The following is a 23,539-nucleotide window of genomic DNA, read 5'->3' on the forward strand; positions in this document are numbered from 1 at the left end:
TGGAGGGTAGTTTCGCCGTTCCCGCCGCACGAACCGGCGCGACCGGCATCATGTGCTGTCATGAGGAAGTCACCCGCCGTGGCGGCGCTGCTACTCGCCGTGCTGGTGGCGGGCTGTCAGGCGTCCGAGCCCGAGTCGTTCGTCCGGCCGGCGAGCCCGTCCGCCCCACCCACCAGCGCCGCGCCGCCGACCACACTCAGGGTGGTGGCCGCCGGCGACCTGCTCGTGCATCCCGCACTCAGCGAGCAGGCGGCCGCCGACGCGCGCCGGGCGGGACGCGACGGGCACGACTTCACCCAGATCCTGGCCGCCGTGCGCCCCCGGGTGAGCGCCGCCGACCTCGCCATCTGTCACATGGAGACCCCGCTCGCCGAGCCGGACGGGCCCTTCACCGGGTGGCCGAACTTCAGCGTCCCGCCGCAGCTGGCCGACGCCGCGGCCTGGGCCGGCTTCGACACCTGCTCCACCGCCTCCAACCACTCCCTCGACACCGGAGTCGAGGGCATCGCCCGTACGCTCGACAACCTGGACCGGGTGGGTCTGCGGCACACCGGCATGGCCCGCACCGCGGCGGAGGCCCGCCGGCCCACCGTGCTGGACGTCAAGGGCGTCAAGGTCGGTCACCTGTCGTACACGTTGAGCTTCAACGACATCCCGCTCCCGGCGGGGCGGCCGTGGGCCGCCAACCTGATCGACGCCGACGCCATCCGCGCCGAGGCCCGCCGGGCCCGGCAGGCCGGCGCGGAGATCGTCATCCTGTCGATGCACTGGGGCACGGAGTACCAGCACGAGCCGACCGCCGACCAGACGGACCTGGCGCGCGAACTGCTGGCGTCACCGGACATCGATCTGATCGTCGGGCACCACGTGCACGTGGTGCAGCCGTTCGAGAAGCTGGGCGACAAGTGGGTCGCCTACGGCATGGGGAACCTGATCACGCGCTTCGCCGACGGCTCGCAGGAGCGCTCGCAGGACGCGGTCGTGCCGGAGTTCACCTTCACCCGTACGGCCTCCGGCCGCTGGACGGTCACCGAGGTGACAGTGCTACCGACCTGGATGGAGTACCGGCCGCAGGCCCGGGTGGTCGACCTGACCGCCGCCACGGCCGATCCGGCCTCGCCGGCCCTGCGCCGGGCCCACTACGCCGCGGTGGTCCGGCGGATCGCCGGGCTGGTGGACCAGCGGGGCGCGGTCGCGGCGGGGCTGCGAATGCCGCACTGACGCCGGCCGCTGCGAAGACGGCCCGGCGCCGGTGGCCGTGCTGCCCGCCCCGGTCAGCCCTGGCCGGGTTCGCCGGCCTGCTCCCAGAGCGACCGCATCTCGTCGAACGCCTGCTCCATCAGCTCCACCATGGCCCGCCGGGCGCGCTCGCCGTCGTGCCGCTGGATGGCCTGCGCGACCTCCGCGTGCAGTTGGAGGGCCTGCTCGTGCGGGTGGTGCGGCATGAGGTGGTGCTTGTGCCGGCCGGTGAGCACCTCCGCGATCAGGTCCTGCAACCGGAGGAACATCTCGTTGCCGGAGGCGCGCAGCACCCGGCGGTGGAACTCGATGTCCAGGCGCAGGAAGCGTTCCTCGTCGCCGGCCTTGCCGGCGGCCCACATCTTCGCGGCGAGCCCGACGAGGTCGCTCGCCTCGTCGTGATCGGCCCGGGTGGCGGCCAGCAGAGCGGCGTGCGGCTCGACGGCGGTACGCAGCTCGGTGATCGATCTGAGCTGGGCCATCCGGCCGGCCGAGGCGAGCCGCCACCGGATGACCTGCGGGTCGAAGACGTTCCAGGAACTCGCCGGGCGGATCAGCACGCCGACCCGGCGGCGCGTCTCGATGAACCCCATCGAGGCCAGCACGCGCAGCACCTCGCGGACGACCGAGCGGGACACGGCGTACCGGTCGACCAGCTCGTCGATGTTGAGCACCGATCCCGGGGTCAGTTCGCCACCGCAGATGGCGGTGCCGAGATGTTCCAGGACGCGCGCGTGCAGTCCGGTCTCGACGGGGCCGGCGCTGACGGGGGCCCCGGAGGCGGACGATTCCACGCCACTGATCATATCAGTTAGATCAACGCCTTGAATAAGTCTGCTTTTTGGGCCTAGCATCCCGACGTTAAGCAGATGTAAAAAGCGAGGTAGCGCCTCGTCGAGGCGACGACCGCGACAGAAGGAGAGACAAGCGTGCGACGTAGATCGATACTCGGCACTTCTCTGGCCGTGGTCGCCGCGATGGGCCTGACCGCCTGCGGTGGCGGGGACAGCGGCGAGGGCTCCGACACGCTGCGCATCACCCTGGTCAATCACGTGTGGACGGAGAACATCAAGCAGGCCCTGCCGGAGTTCGAGAAGCAGTCCGGTCTCAAGGTCGAGGTCACCCAGCTCGGTGAGGACCAGCTCTCCGACCAGTACAACGTCAAGCTGAACGCCGGGTCCAGCGACATCGACGTGATGATGTACCGCCCCCTGCAGGAGGGGAAGCTCTTCGCCGAGAACAAGTACCTCGCCGACCTGACCGACCGCACCAAGTCGGACGCCGGCTTCGAGTTCGGCGACTTCCAGCCCGGGCCGGTGCAGGCCACCACGTACGAGGACAAGGTGGTCGGCGTACCGATCATCACCGAGCAGGAAGTCCTCTACTACCGGAAGGACCTGCTGGAGAAGTCCGGCTTCACCGCCCCGCCGAAGACCCTCGACGAGCTCAAGGCGCAGGCGACGAAGGTCGAGGCGGACAACCCGGGCGTGGCCGGCTTCGTGGCCCGCACCGGCAAGGCGGCCGCCGTCACCCAGTTCTCCAGCTTCCTCTACAGCTTCGGCGGCGACTTCGTCGACGGCAGCGGCAAGGCGTCGGTCAACACCCCGCAGGCCAAGCAGGCGTACGCCTACTACGGCGGGATGCTCAAGGACCACGGCCCGGAGAACATCAGCACCGACATGAGCTGGTCCGAGGCGATGGCCATCTTCACCCAGGGCAAGGCCGCCTTCTACACCGAGGCCAACTCGCTCTACAAGAACGCCACCGACCCGGCCAAGTCGAAGGTCTCCGACACCGTCGGCTTCGCGGCCTTCCCGGCCGGACCGGCCGGTTCGAAGCCGTACAACATCCCCTCCTGGGCGCTCGGCGTCAACGACGCCTCGGAGAACAAGGACAACGCCTGGAAGTTCATCCAGTGGGCGGCGGGCAAGGAGCAGTCGCTGGTGCAGCAGAAGGCCGGCGTCCCCGGCGCCCGGGCCTCGGTCTGGGCCAACCCGGAGGCCACCTCGACCTACCCGAAGGACCTCGCCGAGGCCACCACGGTCAGCACCGCCAACGGCGTCGGCCACGACCGCCCGCTGGTCGTGAAGGTCGCCGAGGCGCGCGAGATCGTCGGCCAGCCGATCGTCGACGCGATCACCGGCAAGGACTCGGCCGCCTCGGCGGACGCGGCCAACGAGGCGTTCCAGAAGTTCCTCGACGACGAGGCGAAGTAGCCCGACGGTGACGGTGGCGGAGCCGACGGGCTCCGCCGCCGCGCCGGTCACGGCCCCTGCGAATCGGAGACCCCGATGTCCACCGTCACCACCCCCGACACCAGATCACCCGAGGCCCGCCCGGCGCTTCCGGACGGGTCGGCCTGGTCGCGCTGGGCCAACGCGCACCGCAAGTGGCTCTTCGCGGCACCCGCGATGGCGTTCGTCGCCGTGCTGATCGTCTTCCCGGTGGCCTGGACCGGGTACCTCAGCCTGACCGACGCCGAGGGCTCGGTCCGCGCCGAGAGCGAGTTCATCGGCGTCCGGAACTACCTCGACGTGCTCACCGACACCGACCGGTTCTGGCCGGCGGTCTGGCGTACCGTCGCCTTCACCGGCGTCGTGCTCCTCTTCGAGGTCGTCCTCGGCATGGCGATCGCCCTGCTGCTGTGGCGTCCCTTCCGTGGCGAGCGGTGGGTTCGCGTGGCGATCCTGCTGCCGCTGGTGGCCACCCCGGTGGCCGTCGGCATGATGTGGCGCCTGATCTTCGATCCCAACATCGGGATGGCCAACCAGCTGCTCGGCTGGGTCGGCATCGGCCCCCAGCCCTGGCTCTCCGGCCAGCACTCCGCGTTGCCGACGACGATGTTCATCGACATCTGGCAGTGGACCCCGATGGTCGTCCTGATCCTGCTGGCCGGGCTCACCTCGCTCTCCGACGAGCCCCAGGAGGCGGCGCTGATCGACGGCGCCAGCACCTGGCAGCGGTTCCGGCACGTCACCCTGCCGCTGCTCATGCCGACAGTGGTCGTGGCGATCCTGCTGCGCGGCATCGACGCGCTCAAGACCTTCGACATCCTGTACGCCACGAAGGGCCGCGGCGGCGGGTCCTTCCACGAGGTGGAGACCCTGAACGTGTACGCCTACGGGCTCAGCTTCGACTACAACGACTACGGCGTCTCGTCGACCGTCCTCATCATCTTCTTCCTGATCATCATTGGGGTGATGTGGGCGCTGACCTACCGCAAGAAGGGGCTGCAGCGATGAGACCGAGCCGGTCCTTCCGCATCTTCCGGACGGTCGCCCTCGCCGTCGTGGTGATCGGCCTGCTGGCGCCGCTGCTCTGGATGATCCTGGCGTCGCTGAAGACCAACGTCGACATCTACGACAGCGGCAAGGCGTTCGTCTTCTCGCCGACGCTGGACAACTACGCCAACGTCCTCCAGCGGGCGAACTACGTCCAGTTCATCGGCAACAGCCTCTGGGTCGCGTTCGCCGCCACCGTGCTGTCGCTGATCCTCGGCGTGCCCGCGGCGTACTCGATGAGCCGGTTCACCATGCGCCGCTCGGCGTTGGTGGTGCTCATGGCCCGGGTGATCCCGGGTGTCTCGCTCCTGGTGCCGTGGTACTACGTCTTCTCGAACCTGCGGATGGTCGGCGGGTTCACCGTGCTGATCCTGAGCCACATGTTCGTGTCGCTGCCGTTGATCGTCTACATCATGATGGGCTACTTCGACGGGCTGCCGACCGAGCTGGAGGAGGCGGCCCTCGTCGACGGGCTGACCCACATCGGCGCGTTCCGGCGGATCACGATGCCGCTGTCGGTACCGGGCATCGCCACCGCGGGCATCCTCTCGTTCATCTTCTCCTGGAACAACTTCATGTTCGCCCTGGTGCTCTCCGGTGCGGACACGAAGACCCTCCCGGTGGCGATCTTCGACTTCGTCGGGTACGCGAGCATCGACTGGGGCGGCCTGATGGCGGCGGCCACCGTCGTCACCCTGCCGATCATGGTGATCGCGCTGTTCGTGCAGAAGTACGTCGTCTCCGGCCTCACCGCCGGCGCCACGAAGGGTTGAGCAACGCCATGACGACGATCGCACGGGTGGAGACCTTCCTCGTCGCACCGCGCTGGCTCTTCGTCCGGGTCGAGACCGACTCCGGCATCGTCGGCTGGGGCGAGGCGACCTGCGAGGGCCGGTCGGAGACCGTCCGCACCGCCGTGGAGCAGCTCAGCGAGCTGCTGATCGGCCGGGACGCGCTGCGCATCGAGGACCACTGGCAGGTGCTCACCAAGGCCTCCTTCTACCGGGGCGGCCCGATCCTGGCCAGCGCCGTCGCCGGCCTCGATCAGGCGCTCTGGGACATCGCCGGCAAGCACTTCGGCGCGCCGGTGCACCAACTGCTCGGCGGCCCCGTCCGGGACCGGATCCGGGTGTACGGCTGGGTCGGCGGCGACGAGCCCGCCGAGGTGCGCGACCAGATCGCCGCCGCCGTCGAGTCGGGTCTGACGGCGGTGAAGATGAACGCCTCCGGCCGGATGAGCTCGGTCGCCTCGGTCGCCGAGCTCGACGGCGTGGTGCGCCGGGTCGCGGCCGCCCGCGAGGTGCTCGGCGAGGAGCGGGACGTCGCCGTCGACTTCCACGGCCGGTTCACCCTCGCCAACGCCCGCCGGGTCGCCCCGTTGCTCGAGCCGTACCGGCCGTTCTTCCTCGAGGAGCCGGTGGTCCCGGAGAACTCACACCTGATCGGTGAGTTCGTCCGCTCCACCAGCACGCCGGTCTCCACCGGGGAGCGGCTCTACAACCGGCAGGAGTTCCTGCCGGTGCTCCAGGCCGGCATCGCGGTCGCGCAGCCGGACCTCTCGCACGCGGGCGGCATCACCGAGGTCCGCAAGATCGCCGCGCTGGCCGAGGTGTACGACGCGCAGCTGGCGCCGCACTGCCCGCTCGGCCCGATCGCGCTCGCCGCCTGCCTCCAGGTCGGTTTCGCCACGACCAACTACCTGATCCAGGAGCAGAGCATCGGCATCCACTACAACCTCGGCGCCGAGGTGCTCGACTACTGCCTCGACAAGACCCCGCTGACCTTCGTCGACGGGTACGTAGAGCGGCTGCGGGCGCCCGGCCTCGGCATCGAGATCGACGAACACGCGGTGCGGACCGCCGACAAGCGCGGGCACGCCTGGCGCAGCCCGACCTGGCGGCACCTCGACGGCTCCTACGCGGAATGGTGAATCACATGACCCTCAACCTCACTGCCGAACTCGCCGCGGCCCGCATCCTCGCGGTCATCCGCGGCACGTCGACCTCCGGCGCGATCGCCGCCGGCACCGCGCTGCTGGAAGAGGGCGTGCGGGTCGTCGAGGTCGCCCTCACCACGCCGGACGCGCCCCGCGCCGTCGCGGCGCTGCGCGCCGCCGCGCCCGCCGGAACCCTGGTCGGCGCGGGCACGGTACTCACCGCCGCTGACGTCGCCGACGTCGCCGCCGCCGGGGCGCAGTTCGTCGTCACGCCCGCCGTGGTCGAGTCGATCGCCGAGGCCGCCGACCGGGGCATCCCGGTGGCCGCCGGCGCGTTCACCCCCACCGAGGCGTACACGGCCATGAGCATGGGCGCGTCGGCGGTCAAGCTCTTCCCCGCCTCGGTGGGTGGCCCGGCGTACCTCAAGGCGTTGCGCGATCCGTTCCCGGACATCCCGTTCGTCGCGGTCGGCGGAGTCGGCCTCGGCGACGTGCCCGGCTATCTGGCGGCCGGCGCGATCGCGGTCGGCGTCGGCGGGCCGCTGGTCGGCGACGCCGCCTCCGGCGGCGACCTGGTGGCGCTGCGCCAGCGGGCCCGCACCTACCTCACCGCCGTCAAGGGAGCACGCGCATGACCACCGACCTGCTCACCTTCGGCGAGGCCATGGTGTCGATGCGGGCGGCCGGCCCGCTGGCCGTCGGCGCGCCGCTCAGCATGCACGTGGCCGGCGCCGAGTCCAACGTGGCCGTCGGGGTGGCCCGGCTCGGGCACCGCGCCGACTGGGTCAGTCGGGTGAGCACCGACGAGTTCGGCGAGTACGTCCTGCGGCAGCTGCGCGCCGAGGGGATCGGCGTCGACGGGGTGACCCGCGACGCCGAGCGGCAGACCGGCCTGATGTTCCTGGAGCAGCGCTCCGCCGATCTCACCCGGGTCCAGTACTACCGTGCCGGCTCGGCCGGCTCCGCGCTGCGCGTCGACGACCTGCGGGCCCCGCTCGCCGCCGGGGCGCGGATGCTGCACCTGACCGGGATCACCCCGGCGCTCTCCGACACCGCCCGGGAGGCGACCGGCTGGGCGGCCGAGACCGCCGCCGCGGCCGGCATCCCGATCTGTCTCGACGTGAACTACCGCGCCCGGCTCTGGTCCCGGGACGCGGCGCGGGAGGCGCTCACGCCGCTGGCGACGTACGCCTCGACCGTCATCGCCTCCGCCGACGAGCTGGACCTCGTCGGCGACCCGGGGGCCGACGAGCCCGCCATGGCGGCCGAGCTGCTGCGGCGCGGCGTGGAGACGGTGCTGGTCAAGCTCGGCGCGGAGGGCGCCCGGGCGTACACCGCCGACGGTGTCGAGCAGGTCGGCGTGGTGACCGTCAGCGCCGTCGACACGGTGGGCGCCGGGGACGCCTTCACCGCCGGCTACCTCTCCGGCTGGTTCGACGGGCTGGACCTGACCGGCCGGCTGCGTCGCGCGACCACCCTCGGCGCCTTCGCGGTCTCCACCCGGGGCGACTGCGAGGGGCTGCCGCGCCGCGCCGAACTCGCCCTCCTCGACGGCCACGAGGCGGGCAGCGTCCTGCGCTGACCGTCGCACCACGCAGAGAAAGGCACCATCCCGTGAAAATCGTTGCTGCCGACGTCGTCGTCACCAGCCCCGACCGCAACTTCGTCACCCTCAAGATCACCACAGACGAGGGACTGACCGGCCTCGGCGACGGCACCCTCAACGGCCGGGAGCTGAGCGTCGCCTCGTACCTGCGCGACCACGTCGTCCCGCTGCTGATCGGGCGCGACCCGCACCGCATCGAGGACACCTGGCAGTTCCTGTACCGCTCCGCCTACTGGCGGCGCGGACCGGTCACCATGGCGGCCATCGCCGCCGTGGACGTGGCCCTCTGGGACATCAAGGCCAAGGCCGCCGGGATGCCGCTCTACCAGCTGCTGGGCGGGGCCTCCCGCACCGGCGTCATGGCGTACGGCCACGCCTCCGGGCGGGACCTGCCGGAGCTGTTCGACTCGATCCGCCGCCACCTCGACGAGGGCTTCAAGTCGATCCGCGTGCAGACCTCCGTGCCGGGCATCAACGCCGTCTACGGGGTGGCCACCCAGCCCAGCGCCGGCGGCACCCGGTACGACTACGAGCCGGCGCAGCGCACCCCGCTGCCCGCCGAGGAGGACTGGGACACCCGCGCCTACCTGCGCCACCTCCCCGGCGTCTTCGAGGCCGTACGCAACGAGTTCGGCCCGGAGCTGCCGCTGCTGCACGACGGGCACCACCGGATGACCCCGATCCAGGCCGCGAAGCTCGGCAAGGCCCTCGAACCGTACGACCTGTTCTGGCTGGAGGACTGCACGCCGGCGGAGAACCAGGAGGCGCTGCGGCTGGTCCGTCAGCACACCACCACCCCGCTGGCGATCGGCGAGGTCTTCAACACGGTCTGGGACTACCAGACGCTCATCCGGGAACAGCTGATCGACTACGTCCGCTCGGCGGTCACCCACACCGGCGGCATCACCGCCATGCGCAAGCTGCTCGACTACGCCGCCCAGTACCAGATCAAGAGCGGTATCCACGGCCCCACCGACATCTCCCCGGTGGGGATGGCCGCCGCCCTGCACCTGGACCTGGCGATCCACAACTTCGGCATCCAGGAGTACATGCGGCACGGGCCGCTCACCGACGCGGTGTTCCGGCAGTCGTTCACGTTCACCGACGGCTACCTGCACCCGGGGGACCAGCCGGGGCTCGGGGTCGAGCTCGACGAGGCGGCCGCCGCGAAGTTCCCGTACGTGCCGGCGTACCTGCCGTTCAACCGGCTCAAGGACGGGACCGTCCATGACTGGTGAGCGGCGGCCCACCCGGCACGTCGTGGTGATGGGCGTCTCCGGTGCCGGCAAGACCACCGTGGCCCGGGGGATCAGCGAGGCGACCGGTCTGCTCTTCGCCGAGGCGGACGAGTTCCACCCGGCGGAGAACGTGGCCCGGATGCGGGCCGGCGTACCGCTGGACGACGCCTCCCGCCTGCCCTGGCTGCGCGAACTCGCCGGCTGGATGGCCGCGCGGGCGGCGGAGGGGCGCTCGACGGTGCTGGCCTGCTCGGCGCTGCGGCGGTCGTACCGGGACGTGCTGCGTGCGGGTCCGCCCAGCGTGGACTTCGTGCACCTGGACGGGCCGGCGGAGGTCATCCGCGACCGGATGGCCCGCCGCACCGGGCACTTCATGCCGGCGAGCCTGCTCGAGTCGCAGCTGGCCACCCTCGAACCGGCCGAGCCGGACGAGCAGGTGCTCGTGATCGACGTCTCGCTCAGCCCGGAGCAGCTGGTGGCGGCGGCGGTCGACGGCCTCGGCCTGCCGACCGTGACGCCGGTGGGGGAGCGCTAGCCCGACCCGCGCGGGCGGTCGGCGGAGTGTCGGTGGCGGTCGCTACGGTCGTGGCGTGGTGACCGTCGCCGACGTCCGGGCCCTCGCCCGCACGCTGCCGCGCAGCAGCGAGCACCTGATCCGTGACCGGGTGAAGTTCCGGGTCGGGTCGATCGTCTACGTCGCGTTCAGCCGCGACGAGGAGTCGATGGGTTTCGGCTACCCCCGCGACGAGCGCGACGCTCTGATCGCGGCCGAGCCCCACCTCTTCTTCCTTCCCGGGCATGCCGACCTGCGCTTCAACTGGGTCTGCTGCCACGCCGGACGGCTCGACTCCACGTACATGACCGAGCTGGTGACCGAGGCGTGGCGGATGTGCGTGCCGAAGTTCCTGGCGCGGCAGCGCCTCGGCCGTTGACCGCGCCGCTCAACTCCGACGCGCTCTACCGCAGGCTGGTGCGGGCCCCGCACATCGCCGCCGACCGGGGCGTGGTGGCCGCGGCCGTGCCGTGACGCCCGGCTCGCGTTTCGCGTACCCCGCCGCGGGGCCGGCCCGGGGGAGGGGACGGGCGTCCCCCGGGCCGGCGCGGACTCACGCCGCGGCCAGGCTGAACCGCTGGTTCGCCGGGTCGATCTCGAGGATCCGGACCGTCACGCGGGCGCCGACCGGCCAGGTCTGCTGGTACGCGAGGCCGGTGCAACCCTCGGCCTCGACGAACGAGCCGAACGGCGCCTGCTGGGTCACGACGCCGTCGAGGACGTCACCGACCTGGTGCCGGGCGAGGAAATCCTGCCAACTCATGTGCTCACCTCCCTTCCGTCACGAGTGGTGGGAATCGCGTCCTCGTGACGGGGGCGGGCCTCTGGCCCGCGAGGTGATCAACCGGCGGCCGGGCGTCCGTCCTGTGCACGGCGCGTGGCCGACCCGGCAGTCATACCGCGATCATAGCGTCGCCTGTGAGGTGGGGCACCTTCGGTCCGTCCGGGAATGAGATCAGCCCTCAGCGGTTTGCTGGCAGGTGTGAACGCAGCATGCACGTACGCGCACGTCCGGCACAGACGGACGGGGGCTCCGGCGTGACGCCCGCCCCCACCCGTACCGAAGCTCCCACCGTCCAGACCTCCGGCGACCTGATGACCACCGCGCGACGGCTGCGCCTGGTCCTGGTGCTCGGCTCGCTGACCGCGATCGGGCCGCTCACCATCGACATGTACCTGCCCGCGCTCCCGGAGATCGCCGCTGACCTGCACACCACCTCGGCGGCCGTGCAGTTGACCCTGACCGGGACGCTCGCGGGGCTCGCCGTCGGCCAGCTGCTGATCGGCCCGCTCTCCGACGCGGTGGGCCGGCGGGTTCCGCTGCTCGCCGGTGTCGCCCTGCACATCGTGGCGTCGGTGCTCTGCGTTCTCGCTCCGAGTATCGCCGTGGTCGGCGTACTGCGGGTGCTGCAGGGGCTGGGCGTGGCGGCCGCCTCGGTGGTGGCGATGGCAGTGGTCCGCGACCTCTTCGACGGCGCCGCCTTCGCCCGGCTCTTCTCCCGCCTCATGCTGGTCGTCGGCGTGGCGCCGGTGCTCGCCCCGACCCTCGGCAGCGGGCTGCTGCGCTGGTCGGACTGGCGAGGGGTCTTCATCGCCCTCGCGGCGTTCGGCATCATCCTGATCACCGTCGCGGCGTTCGGTCTTCCGGAGACCCTGCCGCCCGCGGCACGTCGTCGTGGTGGCGTGCTGGCGACCGCCCGCGTCTACGGCTCCCTGCTGCGTGACCGCACCTTCGTCGGCCTGGTCCTGGTCACCGGCCTGGCCATGGCGGCGCTGTTCGCGTACGTGTCCGGGTCGTCCTTCGTCTTCCAGGAGCAGTACGGCCTCGACGAGCAGCAGTTCGGCATCGCGTTCGGCGCGGGCGCCGTCGGCCTGATCGCGGCCACCCAGTTGAACGTCCGGCTGCTCAACCGGTACTCGCCGCAGCGGATCCTGATCGCCGCGCTGGGGTTGGGCACGGTGGCCGGCCTCGTCCTGACGACCTTCGCCGTGACCGACGCCGGTGGTCTGCCGGCCGTCCTCGCGTCGCTGTGGGTGGTCCTGTTCGCGGCCGGCCTGGCCATGCCGAACGCGCCCGCGCTCGCCCTGTCCCGCCACGGCGAGGCGGCCGGCACCGCGGCGGCGATGCTCGGTGCGGTGCAGTTCGGCGTGGGCGCGCTGGCCGCGCCCCTGGTCGGCCTGCTCGGCACGGGGGTCGTCGCGATGGCAGTGGTGGTGGCCGGCGGCATGATCGCCGCGGTCGCCGTGCTCTTCGTGGTGGTGCGCCCGGGGCGGCTCGGCGACATCGCGCCGTCGGCGGTCACCGTGGCGGCGCACTGACCGTACGCCGGTCTGCCGATCGCATCTTCCGCGCAACGGCCGGCGGGGCTCCAGCCCCGCCGGCCGTTGCTCTTCGTGATGGGCCGGGTCGCCCGCTGCGGGGCGGCCGCGCCCGCCGATGCCCTCCACCGCGGCCCGCTCGATGCGCCCGGTGTTGCCCCCGGAACGAGGACGGGCAACATTCGGGCATTCATCATGCCCAACCGGGCGCACGATTTGCCGGCCATCGACGGTCTTATAGGGAATGGTGCCTCCAGTGCCGCGCCTCAACCGGGCAGGAACCCTCCGGATTTCGCCCGCTGCGACGGGCGTCACCTCCGCGTCACGGTGTTAAAAAGTTAGCAACCGATGGGCCGGAGGTGAGCGATGAACTCGACGGAGCGCCGCCAGCGCATCCTCGCCTCCGCCCGCGAACAGGGCGCGGTCGACGTGCGGAAACTCGCCGCCGACCTGGCCGTGTCGGCGGAGACCGTCCGGCGCGACCTGCACCGGCTCGAACAGCAGGGATTGGTGCGGCGTACCCACGGCGGCGCCTATCCCGTGGAGACCGCCCGGTTCGAGACGACCCTCGACACGCGGACCACCCGGCTGGTGACGGAGAAGCGGCGCGTCGCCACGGCCGCGGCGCAACTGCTCGGCGACGCCGAGTCGGTCTTCGTCGACGAGGGCTACACCCCCCGGCTGATCGCTGAGGCGTTGCCGGCCGAGCGCGCGCTCACCGTGGTCACCGCCTCGCTGGACACGGCGGCGATCCTCGCCGCGTCGCCCACCACCACGGTCCTGCTGCTCGGCGGCCGGGTCCGGGGCCGGACCCGGGCGACCGTCGATCACTGGGCGGTCGACATGCTCGCCGGTTTCGTCATCGACCTGGCCTTCGTCGGAGCGAACGGGATCTCCCGGGAGCACGGCCTCACCACCCCCGACCCGGCCGTCGCCGCGGTGAAGGCGCAGGTCATCACCGTGTCCCGGCGCGTCGTCTTCGCCGGAGTGCACACCAAATTCGGCGCCAGCAGCTTCTGCCGCTTCGCGGACGTCGCCGACCTCGACGCCGTCGTCACGGACGTCGGGCTTCCGGCGTCCGAAGCACACCGCTACTCGCTGCTCGGCCCGGTGGTGCAGCGCGTCTGACCACCGGACCGGCCATCTCCCTCACCACCGAAACGGATCCTGGAGGTTCGCTGTGCCCAGAAGATGGTCTCCGCACCGCTTGCGACCCGCACTGGCGCTGACCCTCGTGGCCGTCCTCGCCGCCACCGGCTGCTCCGGGGCCGGCGGTGGATCCTCCGACGACGGCGACGGCACGAGCATCACCGTGCTCATGGTGGGCAACCCGCAGATGGAGGACCTCGCCAAGGTCACCGCCGAGAACTTCACCAAGGAGACCGGCATCGAGGTCCGGTTCACGATCCTGCCCGAGAACGAACTGCGCGACAAGGTCACCCAGGACGTGGCGACCCAGGGCGGCCAGTACGACGTGGCGACCATCGGCGCGTACGAGGCGCCGATCTGGTCGAAGAACGGCTGGCTGCACGAGCTCAGCTCGTACGCCGACGCCGACACCGGCTACGACAGGGCCGACCTGCTGGCGCCGATGGTCACCTCGCTCTCCGGCGAGGACGGCAAGCTCTACGCCGCCCCGTTCTACGGCGAGTCGTCGTTCCTGATGTACAACAAGGAGCTCTTCGCCGCCAAGGGCCTGACCATGCCGGAGCGGCCGACCTGGCAGCAGGTGGCGCGGTTCGCCGCGCAGCTGGACGACGACAAGGCCGGCGTCTCCGGCATCTGCCTGCGTGGGCTGCCCGGCTGGGGCGAGCTCTTCGCCCCGCTCACCACCGTCGTGAACACGTTCGGCGGCACCTGGTTCGAGCAGGACTGGACGCCGAGGGTGAACGCGCCCGAGTTCGTCGAGGCCACGAAGTTCTACGTCGACCTGGTCCGGGCGCACGGCACGCCCGGGGCGCCGCAGGCCGGCTTCACCGAGTGCCTGAACACCTTCGGCCAGGGCAAGGCGGCCATGTGGTACGACGCCACGTCGGCCGCCGGCACCCTCGAGGACGCCTCGGCCAGCACGGTGGCCGGCAAGGTCGGCTACGCGTACGCGCCGGTCAACAGGACCAAGTCGTCCGGCTGGCTCTGGGCGTGGGCGCTGGCGATGCCGAAGACCACCAAGCACGCCGACGCCGCCTGGAAGTTCATCTCCTGGGCCACCGGCAAGGAGTACGAGCGGCTGGTCGGCTCCTCCCTCGGATGGTCGCGGGTGCCGGCCGGGAAGCGGCAGTCCACCTACGCCATCCCGGAGTACCAGAAGTCCGCCGCGGCCTTCGCGGACCTGACGCTCAAGTCGATCCAGGAGGCCGACCCGAAGAACCCGGGTGTGCAGCCGCGACCGGCGCTCGGCGTGCAGTTCGTCGGCATACCCGAGTTCGCCGACCTGGGCACCAAGGTGTCCCAGGAGGTCTCGGCGGCGATCGCGGGCAGCACCACAGTGGAGAAGGCGCTCGCCGACGGCCAGAAGCTGGCCGAGGAAGTCGCCGAGGAGAACCGGTAGCCACCGGCCGGCGGCCCCCGGCCCGACCCGAGGTGAACCGATGACACAGACACTCGCCACCGGCGCGGGCCCGACACCCCGCGTCCGGGTCGCGGCTCGCGTCGGCGGGCGCGCCGCCGACCGGTGGACCCGCCGCGCGCCGCTGCTGCCCGCCCTGATCTTCGCGATCGTGGTGACCCAGATCCCGTTCCTGGTCACCCTCTACCTCTCCACCCTCGACTGGAACGCGCTGCGCCCCGGCGAGCGCGGCTTCGTCGGGCTCGGCAACTACGCCGAGGTGCTCACCGACACCCGGCTGCGCGCGGCCCTGACGAACACGGTGGTGCTCACGGCCGGGGCGGTCGTCGCGTCGGTGCTGCTCGGGCTCGGCGTCGCGATCCTGCTCGACCGGAGGTTCCCGGGTCGCGGAGTGGTCCGGACCCTGCTCATCACCCCGTTCCTGGTGATGCCGATGGCCGCCGCCCTGTTGTGGAAGCACGCCATCTACAACCCCGCGTACGGCCTGATCAACGGCGTGCTCGGCGGCAGCACCGACTGGGTCTCCCAGTACCCGATGCTCTCCGTGGTCGCCACCCTGGTCTGGCAGTGGACACCGTTCATGATGCTGATCATCCTGGCCGGGTTGCAGAGCCAGTCGACGGAGATCCTCGAGGCGGCCCGGGTCGACGGCGCCGGCGCCTGGCAGGTCTTCACCCGGATCACGCTGCCGCACCTGCGCCCGTACCTGGAGCTGGGCGCCCTGCTCGGCTCGATCTACCTGGTGCAGACCTTCGACGCGGTCTTCACCATCACGCAGGGCGGCCCGGGCACCGCCACCACCAACCTGCCCTACGAGATCTACCTGACCACGTTTCGCAAGTTCGAGTACGGCGAGGCGGCCGCGGCCGGCGTCGTGGTGGTGATCGGCACGATCGTGGTGGCCACCTTCGCGCTGCGGGTGATCTCCAGCCTGTTCCGGATGGAGGGCGCCCGATGACCGCCGTACGCGCCAACCGGACCAGCGGCCGGCCCGCCGGCCGTCGCTCCCGGCGGGCCGGACCGGCCGCCGCCGGCTGGACGGTGCTCGCCTGGCTGGTCGGGCTGCTCTTCTTCCTGCCGGTGCTCTGGATGGTGCTGACCGGCTTCAAGCGGGAGGTGGACGCTGCCAGCAACCCGCCGACCTGGGTGTTCACCCCGGTGCTCGACGGCTACCGGCAGGTCTTCGACCGGGACATCACCCCGTACCTGCTCAACTCGCTGATGGCCAGCGTGCTCTCCACGCTGCTCGTGCTCCTGCTGGCCACCCCGGCGGCGTACGCGCTGTCGATCCGGCCGGTGGCGAAGTGGCGCGACGTGCTGTTCTTCTTCATCAGCACCAAGATGCTCCCCGCGGTGGCCGCGCTGCTCCCCGTCTACCTGCTGGTCAAGGAGTTCGGCCTGCTCGACAACATCTGGACGATGATCGTCCTGTACACCGCGATGAACCTGCCGCTCGCCGTCTGGATGATGCGGTCGTTCCTGCTGGAGGTCCCGCCGGCGTTGATCGAGGCGGCCGCGGTGGACGGCGCGAGCGTGCCGGTCACCATCCGCCGGATCCTGCTGCCGATCGTCGCGCCCGGGCTCGCCGCCACCGCGCTGATCTGCTTCATCTTCAGCTGGAACGAGTTCTTCCTCGCGGTGAACCTGACCGCGACCCGGGCCGGCACCTCACCGATCTTCCTGGTCGGTTTCATCACCTCCGAAGGGCTCTTCCTCGCCCGGCTCTGCGCGGCCGCGACGCTGGTGTCGCTGCCGGTGGTGCTGGCCGGCTGGATCGCCCAGAAGCAACTCGTCCGTGGACTCTCGATGGGGGCGGTCAAGTGAAAGCAGCGGTCATCGTCACGCCGGGTCAGATCTCGATCGAGTCGGTTCCCGACCCGACGCCCGGCCCGCGTGACGTGGTGGTGCAGGTCGCCGGCTGCGGCATCTGCGGCACCGATCTGCACATCCTCGACGGCGAGTTCGCTCCCGCGTACCCGATCGTTCCCGGACACGAGTTCGCCGGCACGGTCGTCGCGACGGGCCGCGACGTCACCGAGGTACGGGTCGGCGACGCCGTGGCGGTCGACCCGTCGCTGCACTGCGGCGAGTGCTACCAGTGCCGCCGGGCCCGGGGCAACCTCTGTGAGCGGTGGGCGGCCATCGGGGTCACCGTGTCCGGCGGGGCCGCCGAGTTCGCGGTCGCACCGGTGAAGAACTGCTTCCCGCTGCCCGACGGGGTGGCGCCGGTGGACGCCGCGCTGATCGAGCCGCTCTCCTGCGCGGTCCGTGGCTTCGACGTCCTGCCCCGGCGGCTCGGCGACCACTACCTGATCTACGGGGCCGGGACGATGGGGTTGATGATGCTGGAGCTCGCCAAGCGCTGCGGCGCCGCGAGCGTCAGCGTGGTGGACCCGAACCCGGCCCGGCTGGCCACCGCCGTCCGGCTCGGCTGCTCGGCGTCGGCGCCGAGCGCCGACGAGCTGACCCGGCCCCGGGGCTGGGACGTCGTCATCGACTGCACCGGCGTGCGGGCGGCGATCGACGACGGCCTCGGCCGGGTCGCGCCCGCCGGCACGTTCCTCCAGTTCGGAGTCTCCGAGTACCGCACCCGGGCGACGATCGAGCCGTACCGGATCTACAACCAGGAGATCACGGTGACCGGGTCGATGGCGGTGCTGCACAGCTTCGAACGGGCCGGGGAGCTGTTCGCCGCCGGGATCCTCGACCCCGACGTGTTCATCAGTCACCGGTTCCCGCTGGACGGCTACGCCGAGGCGGTCGACCAGTTCCGCGCCGGTGTCGGACGCAAGATCCAGATCGTGGGCTCCGGCCAGCCGGCCTTGACGCCGTCCGCGGCGCAGCTCGGCCGCGCCTGACCTGCCGCGCCCGCCCCGCCACCCCCGACGCGGGTGACGGGGCGACGCGACCAGGGGTCCGCGATGCCGCCCGCCTGCCCTCACGGACGGTCGGATCGCGAGGAATCCTCTAGGCTGCGCTCGTCGATACCGGCCGATCCAGAGGAGACGATCGTGTCGCACAGTGAGGTCAGTGCCGGGATCGAGGAGGTCCCGCCCTCCGGGGTGGACGCCAGCGTCCCGCACTCCGCCCGGGTCTACGACTGGTGGCTCGGCGGTAAGGACAACTTCGCCGCCGACCGGGCGATGGGCGCCGCCCTCGTCGAGGCGATCCCCACCCTGCGCGCGATGGCGAAGGAGAACCGGCGGTTCGTCCACCGGGTGGCCCGCTTCCTGGTGGCTGAGGCCGGCATCCGGCAGTTCGTCGACATCGGCACCGGCATCCCGACCCGTCCCAACCTGCACGAGGTGGCCCAGGCGGTGGCGCCGGAGACCCGGGTCGTCTACGTCGACAACGACCCCATCGTGCTGGCGCACGCCCGCGCGCTGATGATCAGCACGCCGCAGGGGCGGAGCGAGTACATCCACGCCGACCTGCGTGAGCCGGAGAAGATCCTGGCGGACGCCCGCCTCACCGAGACGCTGGACCTGGATCGGCCGGTGGCGCTCACCCTCATCGCGGTGCTGATGTTGCTGCGCGACAGCGAGGATCCGGCGGGCAGGCTGCGCGCGCTCATGGACGCCGTGCCGTCGGGCAGCTACCTGGCGATCAGCCACCCGACCGGGGACTTCAACCCGGCCGAGATGAGCGCCGCCGTGGCCGCGGCCACCCGGGGCGGCATGACGCTGGTCCCGCGTACCCGGGCCGAGGTGGAGCGCTTCTTCGACGGCTGGGAGCTGGTCGAGCCGGGGATCGCCCCGGTCGCGGCGTGGCGGCCCGAGGACGGGCGGCCCGACGATCCGCACGCCGCGTACTACTGGGCCGGGCTCGCCGGCAAACCGTGAGGTGTGCCGGCGCCGCCGACGGGTACCCGCGCCACCGGGACGAGCTCCGGGAGGCGCGGTGGCGATGGAGGCGCCGGACTACTTCCGGCCGGAGAACGGGGTGGTGCTCACCCACCTGCTGATCGTGCGGGACGTGGACCGGTCGCGGGAGTTCTACCGGCGGGTCCTGGACGCGACGGTGGTGCGCGAGCGGCAACCGGCGATCCTGCGGTTCCACAACAGCTACATCGTGATCAACGACGAGGGCGGCCCGACCGACGACAAACCGACGGTACGGGCCCAGGCCCCGGCCGATCCGGACGTGTTGAGCAGCGCGCTCAACGTCCGGGTCACCGACGTCCGGGCGGTGTACGAGCAGTGGCGGTCCCGGGGCGGGGAGTTCCTGACCGAGCCGAAGGACCACGGCGTCGAGATCCGCTGCTACCTGCGGGACCCGGACGGGTACCTGATCGAACTCGGCCAGGGCACCGGCATCCTGGCCGAGGCGACCGGCGGCGACGGCGACTGACGCGGGCGGGACGCGCGTCCGGGGGAGATCCGCCGAGTCCGCGCCGAAGCGGGTGCGGTAAGCGCTATTTTCGCACTGCTGGCCGGACACACCCGGAGGTGGAGCGGAGAGGGTCATGCCAACGGGGAGATCCTCGCGACGCCGCCCACCCCGACCACTCGGTGTGCCCGTGCTCGCGCCGGTGCCGGGTGGCTGGTGGTTCGACGGGCTGCTGCTCGCCGCCCTCGCCGCGCTCACCGCGGCCCTGGTCTGGTGGCGGCCGATGCTGCGGCTGGACATCGTCGTACGCGACTGGTGCGACACCCACCGACCCCCGCCGGTCGACACGATGATGTACCTGTTCGACCGCGTCGGTCAGGGTGGCGCGCTCACCACGCTGACCGTACTGGTGTCGTTCTGGCTGGCCTGGCGGCACCGGTCGATACGCCCGATCATCCCGGCCGGGCTCGCGCCGATCATCAGCACCCTGCTGATCGTGGGGTTGAAGCGGTGGACCTCGCGCGGCGCCCCGCACCACGGGTCGGTCGAGATGTTCGCCGACGGGTGGGAGGAGTACTACCCCTCCGGGCACGTGAGCAACGGCATCGTCTACTTCGGCGTGCTGGCCATGCTGCTCGCGCCGTACCTGCCGCTGCTCGCCCGCCGACTGCTGATGTGGGTGCCGGGCGTGCTCGTCTTCATCGGCACCACCTACCTCGGCTACCACTGGTTGACCGACAGCATCGGCGGCTACCTGCTGGGCCTGCTGATCGTGCGGGCGCTCTTCCGCGTGCCGTGGCGGACGCTGCCGCTGCCCCGGTGGCTGGACCACGCCCGTTGACCTGCCGCACGAGCCGTGTCCGGACGGCGAATGAGGCTCCGCTGCCCGCCCGCTGTGCCAGACTCGGGGGCGCGGGGGCCGTCGGCGACCGGCGGAAGGGGGACGTCGTGAAGCACCACGAGTTCGTGGCCACGGTGCGCCAGCGCGGTGAGTACGCCAGCGCCGCCGAGGCCGAGGAGGCGATCCGGGCCGTACTCGGCGTGCTCGCCACCCGCCTGACCCCCGACGAGGCGCACGACCTCGCCTCCCAACTCCCGCACGGGATCGCCGAGATCCTGGAGGAGTCGCACGAGCCCACGCTGCAACTCTCGGTCCAGGAGTTCCTCCAGCGCATCGCCGCGGGGACGGGCGCGACCAGCCGGACGGCCGAGTGGGACGCCGGCGCCGTGCTGTCGACGGTGGCGGACGCGATCACCGACGGCGAGCTGAACGACCTGATCACCCAGCTGCCGTCGGGCTACGCCGCGCTCTTCGGCACCGCCTGACTCCGGCGGAGCAGCGCGGGTCGACGGGTGCGAACCTCTCGGCGCGCCGCCGTCGACCCATCCCGCCCGGGAAGCGCTACGCCCGCTCGGGGACGATCACGTTGCCGTGTGCCGGGAGGTACTGCTCGCCGGGCTGTTCCGGCACCGGGTGCTCGGCCTCTTCGGCCGCGTGCGCCTCGGCCTGCGCGGTCTGCTCGGTCGAGGGTTGCGCCTCCGGCTGCGTGCTCCGGTCGGCCGGTGGTTGCGCCTCGGCGGGCAAGGTCTGCTCGGCGGAGGCCCGTACCTGCGCCTCCTCGCCCGACGCGGCCGACGGCTCGACCTCCGCGTGCGCGGGGCCGCCGTTCGCCCGCCGCCGGCCCGCCTCGCGCGCGGCCACCGTCGGGTACTCGGCCGTCTCCGCGCCACCCGCCGCGGCGGCCATCACCGCTGCGGCGGCGAGGTCGGCCACCCGCTTCGCCTCGCGCTGCACCCGGGCGCGGACGTCCTTGGCGTGCCGTTCGGCCAGATCGGCGGCCCGCCGCGCCTCGTCGAGGCGCGACGCCTCGGTGGCGAGCTGCTGGCGGACCTCCTCCAGACGCCGCTGCGCCGTGCCCAGCTCGTGCTCGGCCGCCGCCTGCCCCTGACGCGACCCGGCCAGCTCACGCTGGGCCGTGCCCAACTCGGACTCGACCTGGGCCAGCGCCTGCTGGCGCAGCGCGATCTCCCGCTGCAACTCGGTGAGCTGCTCCTGGTGGGCGGTGGCCTGCTCGTCCGCCCGCTGCCGCACCTCCGTCGCGTACTGCTGCGCCTCGGCGATGAGGGAGCCGATGGTCTGCTCGGCGGCGTTGCGCTGGTTCTCGATCTCACGCTCGGCGGTCGCCCGTTGCTCGGCGACCTCCTGCTCGGCGGCGGCCCGTCGCTCGTTGACGTCCCGTTCGATGTTGGCCTGCCACTGGGCCAGCTCCTGCTGGCTCTTGTTCCGGGCGGCCTGCAGCTCCTGCTGGATCTGCGTACGGGCCGCGCGGGTCAGCGCCTCGGAGGCGGCCCGGGCCTGCTCGACCTGCTGGGCGCTCTGCTCACTGATCCGCTTCGCCTCCTGGCGGGCGCGTTCGTGCGCGGCCTCACCGTCGGCGCGCAGCTTCTCCGCCGCCTCGCGGATCTCGGCGATCTCGGTCTCGACCGCGGTGCGGCGCTCCTCGTACGCCTTCTCCTGCTCGGTGCGGCGCGCGGAGAGCTCCTCCTCCAGGTCCTGCAGCGCCCGGGTGGCCCGCTCGCGTGCGTCGATGAGCGTCCGCTCCGCCTCGGCCTGCAGCTCCCCGGCGCGCTGCGCGGCGGTGTCGGCGATCGCTGCGGCCTGCTTCTCGGCCAGGGCGAGGATCTGGTCGACCATCGGGCCCAGATCGCGGAACGACGCCCGGTCAGGCTGGGTGGGGCGGTGCCGCAGCTCGCTCAGCTCGGTGTGCAGCTGCTGCATCTGGGCGGTCAGCTCGCGGACCTGACCGGTCACCCGGTCCCGGTCGGTGGTCAGCGCCGTGATCTGCGCGTCGAGTTGCTCGATGTACCGGTCGACCTGCCGCTTCTCGTAACCGCGCAGCGCCAGCTCAAAGGTGGGTCGCGAGCCGCGGTTCTCGCGTACCGCGAACGGCTCTTCGCCGTTGGACATCCGACATCCTCCGTACGATCCTGCCGTCCCCACAGGGCATGGGGTCGCGCAACGCTACCGTCGTGCCGACGCCGGACCGTCATCGACCCGGCGCCCCTCCCGCAGGGCGGCCGTCGTGCGGTCGACGCCGGGCGCCGGCCGGTGTCCGGACGGTCGGTGGCCGTCGAGCCGCCGCCGGTGCCGGCCACGGCCCCGAGGTGTGTCCGGCTCGAAGGGGTCGAGAGTAAAACACGGGGGTGATCCCCGGCACGGCGCGGGTCGCCCGGTCCGCGCGGCATGATGGTCGACGGCGGCGGTCCCGGCCGGCTCCGCACGTCGCGGGGGCGGCGGCCCCGCGCGATGAACAGGAGAGACATGTCTTCGATCGCGGACCAGACGATATCGGCCCTGCGCGGCGGGCACGACGCGCTCGTCGCGTTCGTCGGAAAGCTCAGCCAGGAGGACCTGCTTCGGCCCTCCGGCGCCAGCGACTGGCAGGTGTCCCAGGTGCTCAGCCACCTCGGCAGCGGCGCGGAGATCAACCTGGCGGCGCTGCGCGCCGCCACGTCGGGCGGTGCGACGCCGGACGGTGACTTCAACAGGTCGGTGTGGGCCCGGTGGGACGCGATGTCCCCGGCCGAGCAGGCGGCCGGGTTCGTCGAGTCCAACGCACGGCTCGTCGAGGCGTACGAGGCGCTGGACCCGACCGCTCGGGCGCAGCTCCGGATCGACCTGGGTTTCCTTCCCGAGCCGGTGGACGTCGCCACCTCGGCCCGGATGCGGCTCAGTGAGTTCGCCCTGCACCGGTGGGACGTCGAGGTCGGGTTCGACCCGGCGGCGTCGGTGTCGGCGGAGGCGGTGCCGCTCCTGCTCGACAACGTGGCAGGGATGCTCGCCTGGACGAGCCGGACGGACGTCCTCGCCGGACGGCAGGTGGTCCTCACGGTGCGGCTGGACGACCCGTCCCGGGTTTTCGGGCTGCGGCTGGGCGAGCGCGTCGAGCTGGTCGAGGCCCCGGAGCAGTCCGACGGTGAGCTGGTGGCGCCGGCCGAGGCGTGGCTGCGACTCACGGTGGGCCGGCTCGGCCCGCAGCACACGCCGGAGGGCGTACGGCTGACCGGGCCGCTGAGCCTGGACGAGCTGCGTTCCGTCTTCCCCGGCTTCTGAGGCCGCCGTCGCGCGGCTCCGGCGCCCGTCGTTCAGGCGGGCGCCGGGCCGGTGGAGTCCCGGACCACGAGGGTGTGCCCGGTGGAGCGCCGACGCGGCCGGCTCGACCTGGGCTTCAGCGCGAGGGCGAGCGCCGTGCGGCCCATGTCGGTCATGGGCAGCCGGACGGTGGTGAGGCTGGGCGCCAGGTCGGCGGCGACCGAGACGTCGTCGAAGCCGACCACCGACACCCGCTCCGGCACGCTGATGCGGCGGGCGCGTAGCACCGCGAGCACACCCATCGCCATCGCGTCGTTGAGCGCGATGACGGCGGTCGTCTCCGGATGCTCACCGAGGATCCGCTCGGCCGCCACCCGCC

25 protein-coding genes are annotated in these 23,539 nt (G+C 72.0%); 21 read left to right on the forward strand and 4 right to left on the reverse strand.

What is annotated here, in order from left to right; translation table 11 throughout:
• The first annotated feature begins 60 nt into the window (after positions 1 to 60).
• On the forward strand, positions 61 to 1,221 hold the full coding sequence (locus E1211_RS07880) for a CapA family protein (protein ID WP_132346939.1): 1,161 nt from the start codon (positions 61 to 63) through the stop codon (positions 1,219 to 1,221).
• Between the two features lie 53 nt (positions 1,222 to 1,274).
• Here the strand turns inward: E1211_RS07880 and E1211_RS07885 are convergent, their stop codons facing one another.
• A complete protein-coding gene (locus E1211_RS07885) occupies positions 1,275 to 2,033 on the reverse strand; it encodes a FadR/GntR family transcriptional regulator (RefSeq protein WP_243709410.1) in 759 nt (252 codons plus the stop codon).
• Positions 2,034 to 2,168: 135 nt separating this feature from the next.
• Between E1211_RS07885 and E1211_RS07890 the strand changes: the two genes are divergently transcribed.
• The 9 genes from E1211_RS07890 to E1211_RS07930 all read left to right on the forward strand — a co-directional run bounded on the left by E1211_RS07890 (position 2,169) and on the right by E1211_RS07930 (position 10,232).
• Positions 2,169 to 3,455, forward strand: coding sequence for a sugar ABC transporter substrate-binding protein (locus E1211_RS07890; protein ID WP_243709411.1), 1,287 nt, complete (start codon positions 2,169 to 2,171; stop codon positions 3,453 to 3,455).
• A 75-nt stretch (positions 3,456 to 3,530) separates the two neighbouring features.
• Complete coding sequence (locus E1211_RS07895) at positions 3,531 to 4,481, forward strand: carbohydrate ABC transporter permease (RefSeq protein ID WP_207915297.1); 951 nt, start codon at positions 3,531 to 3,533, stop codon at positions 4,479 to 4,481.
• On the forward strand, positions 4,478 to 5,293 hold the full coding sequence (locus tag E1211_RS07900) for a carbohydrate ABC transporter permease (protein ID WP_132346943.1): 816 nt from the start codon (positions 4,478 to 4,480) through the stop codon (positions 5,291 to 5,293). Before E1211_RS07895 ends, E1211_RS07900 begins: the two co-directional genes overlap by 4 nt.
• 8 nt (positions 5,294 to 5,301) lie before the next feature.
• Positions 5,302 to 6,450 (forward strand): galactonate dehydratase, encoded by a 1,149-nt coding sequence (gene dgoD / locus E1211_RS07905; RefSeq protein ID WP_132346945.1) that lies wholly within the window; start codon positions 5,302 to 5,304, stop codon positions 6,448 to 6,450.
• A gap of 5 nt (positions 6,451 to 6,455) precedes the next feature.
• A complete protein-coding gene (locus tag E1211_RS07910) occupies positions 6,456 to 7,091 on the forward strand; it encodes a bifunctional 4-hydroxy-2-oxoglutarate aldolase/2-dehydro-3-deoxy-phosphogluconate aldolase (protein ID WP_243709412.1) in 636 nt (211 codons plus the stop codon).
• Entirely contained in the window at positions 7,088 to 8,038 is a 951-nt protein-coding gene (locus tag E1211_RS07915) for a sugar kinase (RefSeq protein WP_132346949.1), read from the forward strand. Before E1211_RS07910 ends, E1211_RS07915 begins: the two co-directional genes overlap by 4 nt.
• On the forward strand, positions 8,035 to 9,300 hold the full coding sequence (gene manD / locus E1211_RS07920) for a D-mannonate dehydratase ManD (protein ID WP_132346989.1): 1,266 nt from the start codon (positions 8,035 to 8,037) through the stop codon (positions 9,298 to 9,300). The genes E1211_RS07915 and manD overlap by 4 nt, the downstream gene beginning before the upstream one ends.
• Positions 9,290 to 9,835, forward strand: a complete 546-nt coding sequence (locus E1211_RS07925; RefSeq protein WP_132346951.1) for a gluconokinase — start codon at positions 9,290 to 9,292, stop codon at positions 9,833 to 9,835. The genes manD and E1211_RS07925 overlap by 11 nt, the downstream gene beginning before the upstream one ends.
• Positions 9,836 to 9,890: 55 nt before the next feature.
• Complete coding sequence (locus E1211_RS07930) at positions 9,891 to 10,232, forward strand: MmcQ/YjbR family DNA-binding protein (protein ID WP_132346953.1); 342 nt, start codon at positions 9,891 to 9,893, stop codon at positions 10,230 to 10,232.
• Between the two features lie 174 nt (positions 10,233 to 10,406).
• Here the strand turns inward: E1211_RS07930 and E1211_RS07935 are convergent, their stop codons facing one another.
• Complete coding sequence (locus E1211_RS07935; RefSeq protein WP_132346955.1) at positions 10,407 to 10,616, reverse strand: hypothetical protein; 210 nt, start codon at positions 10,614 to 10,616, stop codon at positions 10,407 to 10,409.
• 275 nt (positions 10,617 to 10,891) lie between these two features.
• Between E1211_RS07935 and E1211_RS07940 the strand changes: the two genes are divergently transcribed.
• The 10 genes from E1211_RS07940 to E1211_RS07985 all read left to right on the forward strand — a co-directional run bounded on the left by E1211_RS07940 (position 10,892) and on the right by E1211_RS07985 (position 20,393).
• Positions 10,892 to 12,172: a multidrug effflux MFS transporter gene (locus tag E1211_RS07940; protein WP_371686134.1), complete on the forward strand. Its 1,281-nt coding sequence runs from the start codon at positions 10,892 to 10,894 to the stop codon at positions 12,170 to 12,172.
• Positions 12,173 to 12,538: 366 nt separating this feature from the next.
• Positions 12,539 to 13,300 carry a DeoR/GlpR family DNA-binding transcription regulator gene (locus tag E1211_RS07945; RefSeq protein WP_132346957.1) on the forward strand — a complete coding sequence of 254 codons (762 nt, stop codon included), beginning with the start codon at positions 12,539 to 12,541 and terminating at the stop codon, positions 13,298 to 13,300.
• 79 nt (positions 13,301 to 13,379) lie between these two features.
• Positions 13,380 to 14,720 (forward strand): sugar ABC transporter substrate-binding protein, encoded by a 1,341-nt coding sequence (locus E1211_RS07950; RefSeq protein WP_243709414.1) that lies wholly within the window; start codon positions 13,380 to 13,382, stop codon positions 14,718 to 14,720.
• Between the two features lie 40 nt (positions 14,721 to 14,760).
• Complete coding sequence (locus E1211_RS07955; protein ID WP_132346959.1) at positions 14,761 to 15,696, forward strand: carbohydrate ABC transporter permease; 936 nt, start codon at positions 14,761 to 14,763, stop codon at positions 15,694 to 15,696.
• Positions 15,693 to 16,562, forward strand: coding sequence for a carbohydrate ABC transporter permease (locus tag E1211_RS07960; RefSeq protein WP_132346961.1), 870 nt, complete (start codon positions 15,693 to 15,695; stop codon positions 16,560 to 16,562). Before E1211_RS07955 ends, E1211_RS07960 begins: the two co-directional genes overlap by 4 nt.
• Positions 16,559 to 17,596, forward strand: a complete 1,038-nt coding sequence (locus tag E1211_RS07965; RefSeq protein ID WP_132346963.1) for a zinc-dependent alcohol dehydrogenase family protein — start codon at positions 16,559 to 16,561, stop codon at positions 17,594 to 17,596. Before E1211_RS07960 ends, E1211_RS07965 begins: the two co-directional genes overlap by 4 nt.
• 153 nt (positions 17,597 to 17,749) lie before the next feature.
• Positions 17,750 to 18,580 (forward strand): SAM-dependent methyltransferase, encoded by an 831-nt coding sequence (locus tag E1211_RS07970; protein ID WP_371686135.1) that lies wholly within the window; start codon positions 17,750 to 17,752, stop codon positions 18,578 to 18,580.
• Between the two features lie 64 nt (positions 18,581 to 18,644).
• Positions 18,645 to 19,088, forward strand: coding sequence for a VOC family protein (locus E1211_RS07975; protein ID WP_132346996.1), 444 nt, complete (start codon positions 18,645 to 18,647; stop codon positions 19,086 to 19,088).
• 169 nt (positions 19,089 to 19,257) lie between these two features.
• Positions 19,258 to 19,908, forward strand: a complete 651-nt coding sequence (locus tag E1211_RS07980; RefSeq protein ID WP_243709415.1) for a phosphatase PAP2 family protein — start codon at positions 19,258 to 19,260, stop codon at positions 19,906 to 19,908.
• 107 nt (positions 19,909 to 20,015) lie between these two features.
• Positions 20,016 to 20,393: a DUF2267 domain-containing protein gene (locus E1211_RS07985; RefSeq protein ID WP_132346969.1), complete on the forward strand. Its 378-nt coding sequence runs from the start codon at positions 20,016 to 20,018 to the stop codon at positions 20,391 to 20,393.
• Positions 20,394 to 20,469: 76 nt separating this feature from the next.
• On the opposite strand, the gene E1211_RS07990 is transcribed toward E1211_RS07985, so the two are convergent.
• A complete protein-coding gene (locus E1211_RS07990; protein WP_207915299.1) occupies positions 20,470 to 22,035 on the reverse strand; it encodes a hypothetical protein in 1,566 nt (521 codons plus the stop codon).
• Between the two features lie 354 nt (positions 22,036 to 22,389).
• On the opposite strand from E1211_RS07990, the gene E1211_RS07995 reads away from it, so the two are divergent.
• Positions 22,390 to 23,181, forward strand: coding sequence for a maleylpyruvate isomerase N-terminal domain-containing protein (locus E1211_RS07995; RefSeq protein WP_132346971.1), 792 nt, complete (start codon positions 22,390 to 22,392; stop codon positions 23,179 to 23,181).
• 32 nt (positions 23,182 to 23,213) lie between these two features.
• Here the strand turns inward: E1211_RS07995 and E1211_RS08000 are convergent.
• The coding region (locus E1211_RS08000; protein ID WP_165947204.1) for a substrate-binding domain-containing protein at positions 23,214 to 23,539 on the reverse strand (326 nt) is incomplete at its 5' end.

Origin of the sequence: Micromonospora sp. 15K316 (assembly GCF_004348525.1) — a bacterium.
In the GTDB taxonomy this organism is placed as follows: Bacteria; Actinomycetota; Actinomycetes; order Mycobacteriales; family Micromonosporaceae; genus Micromonospora.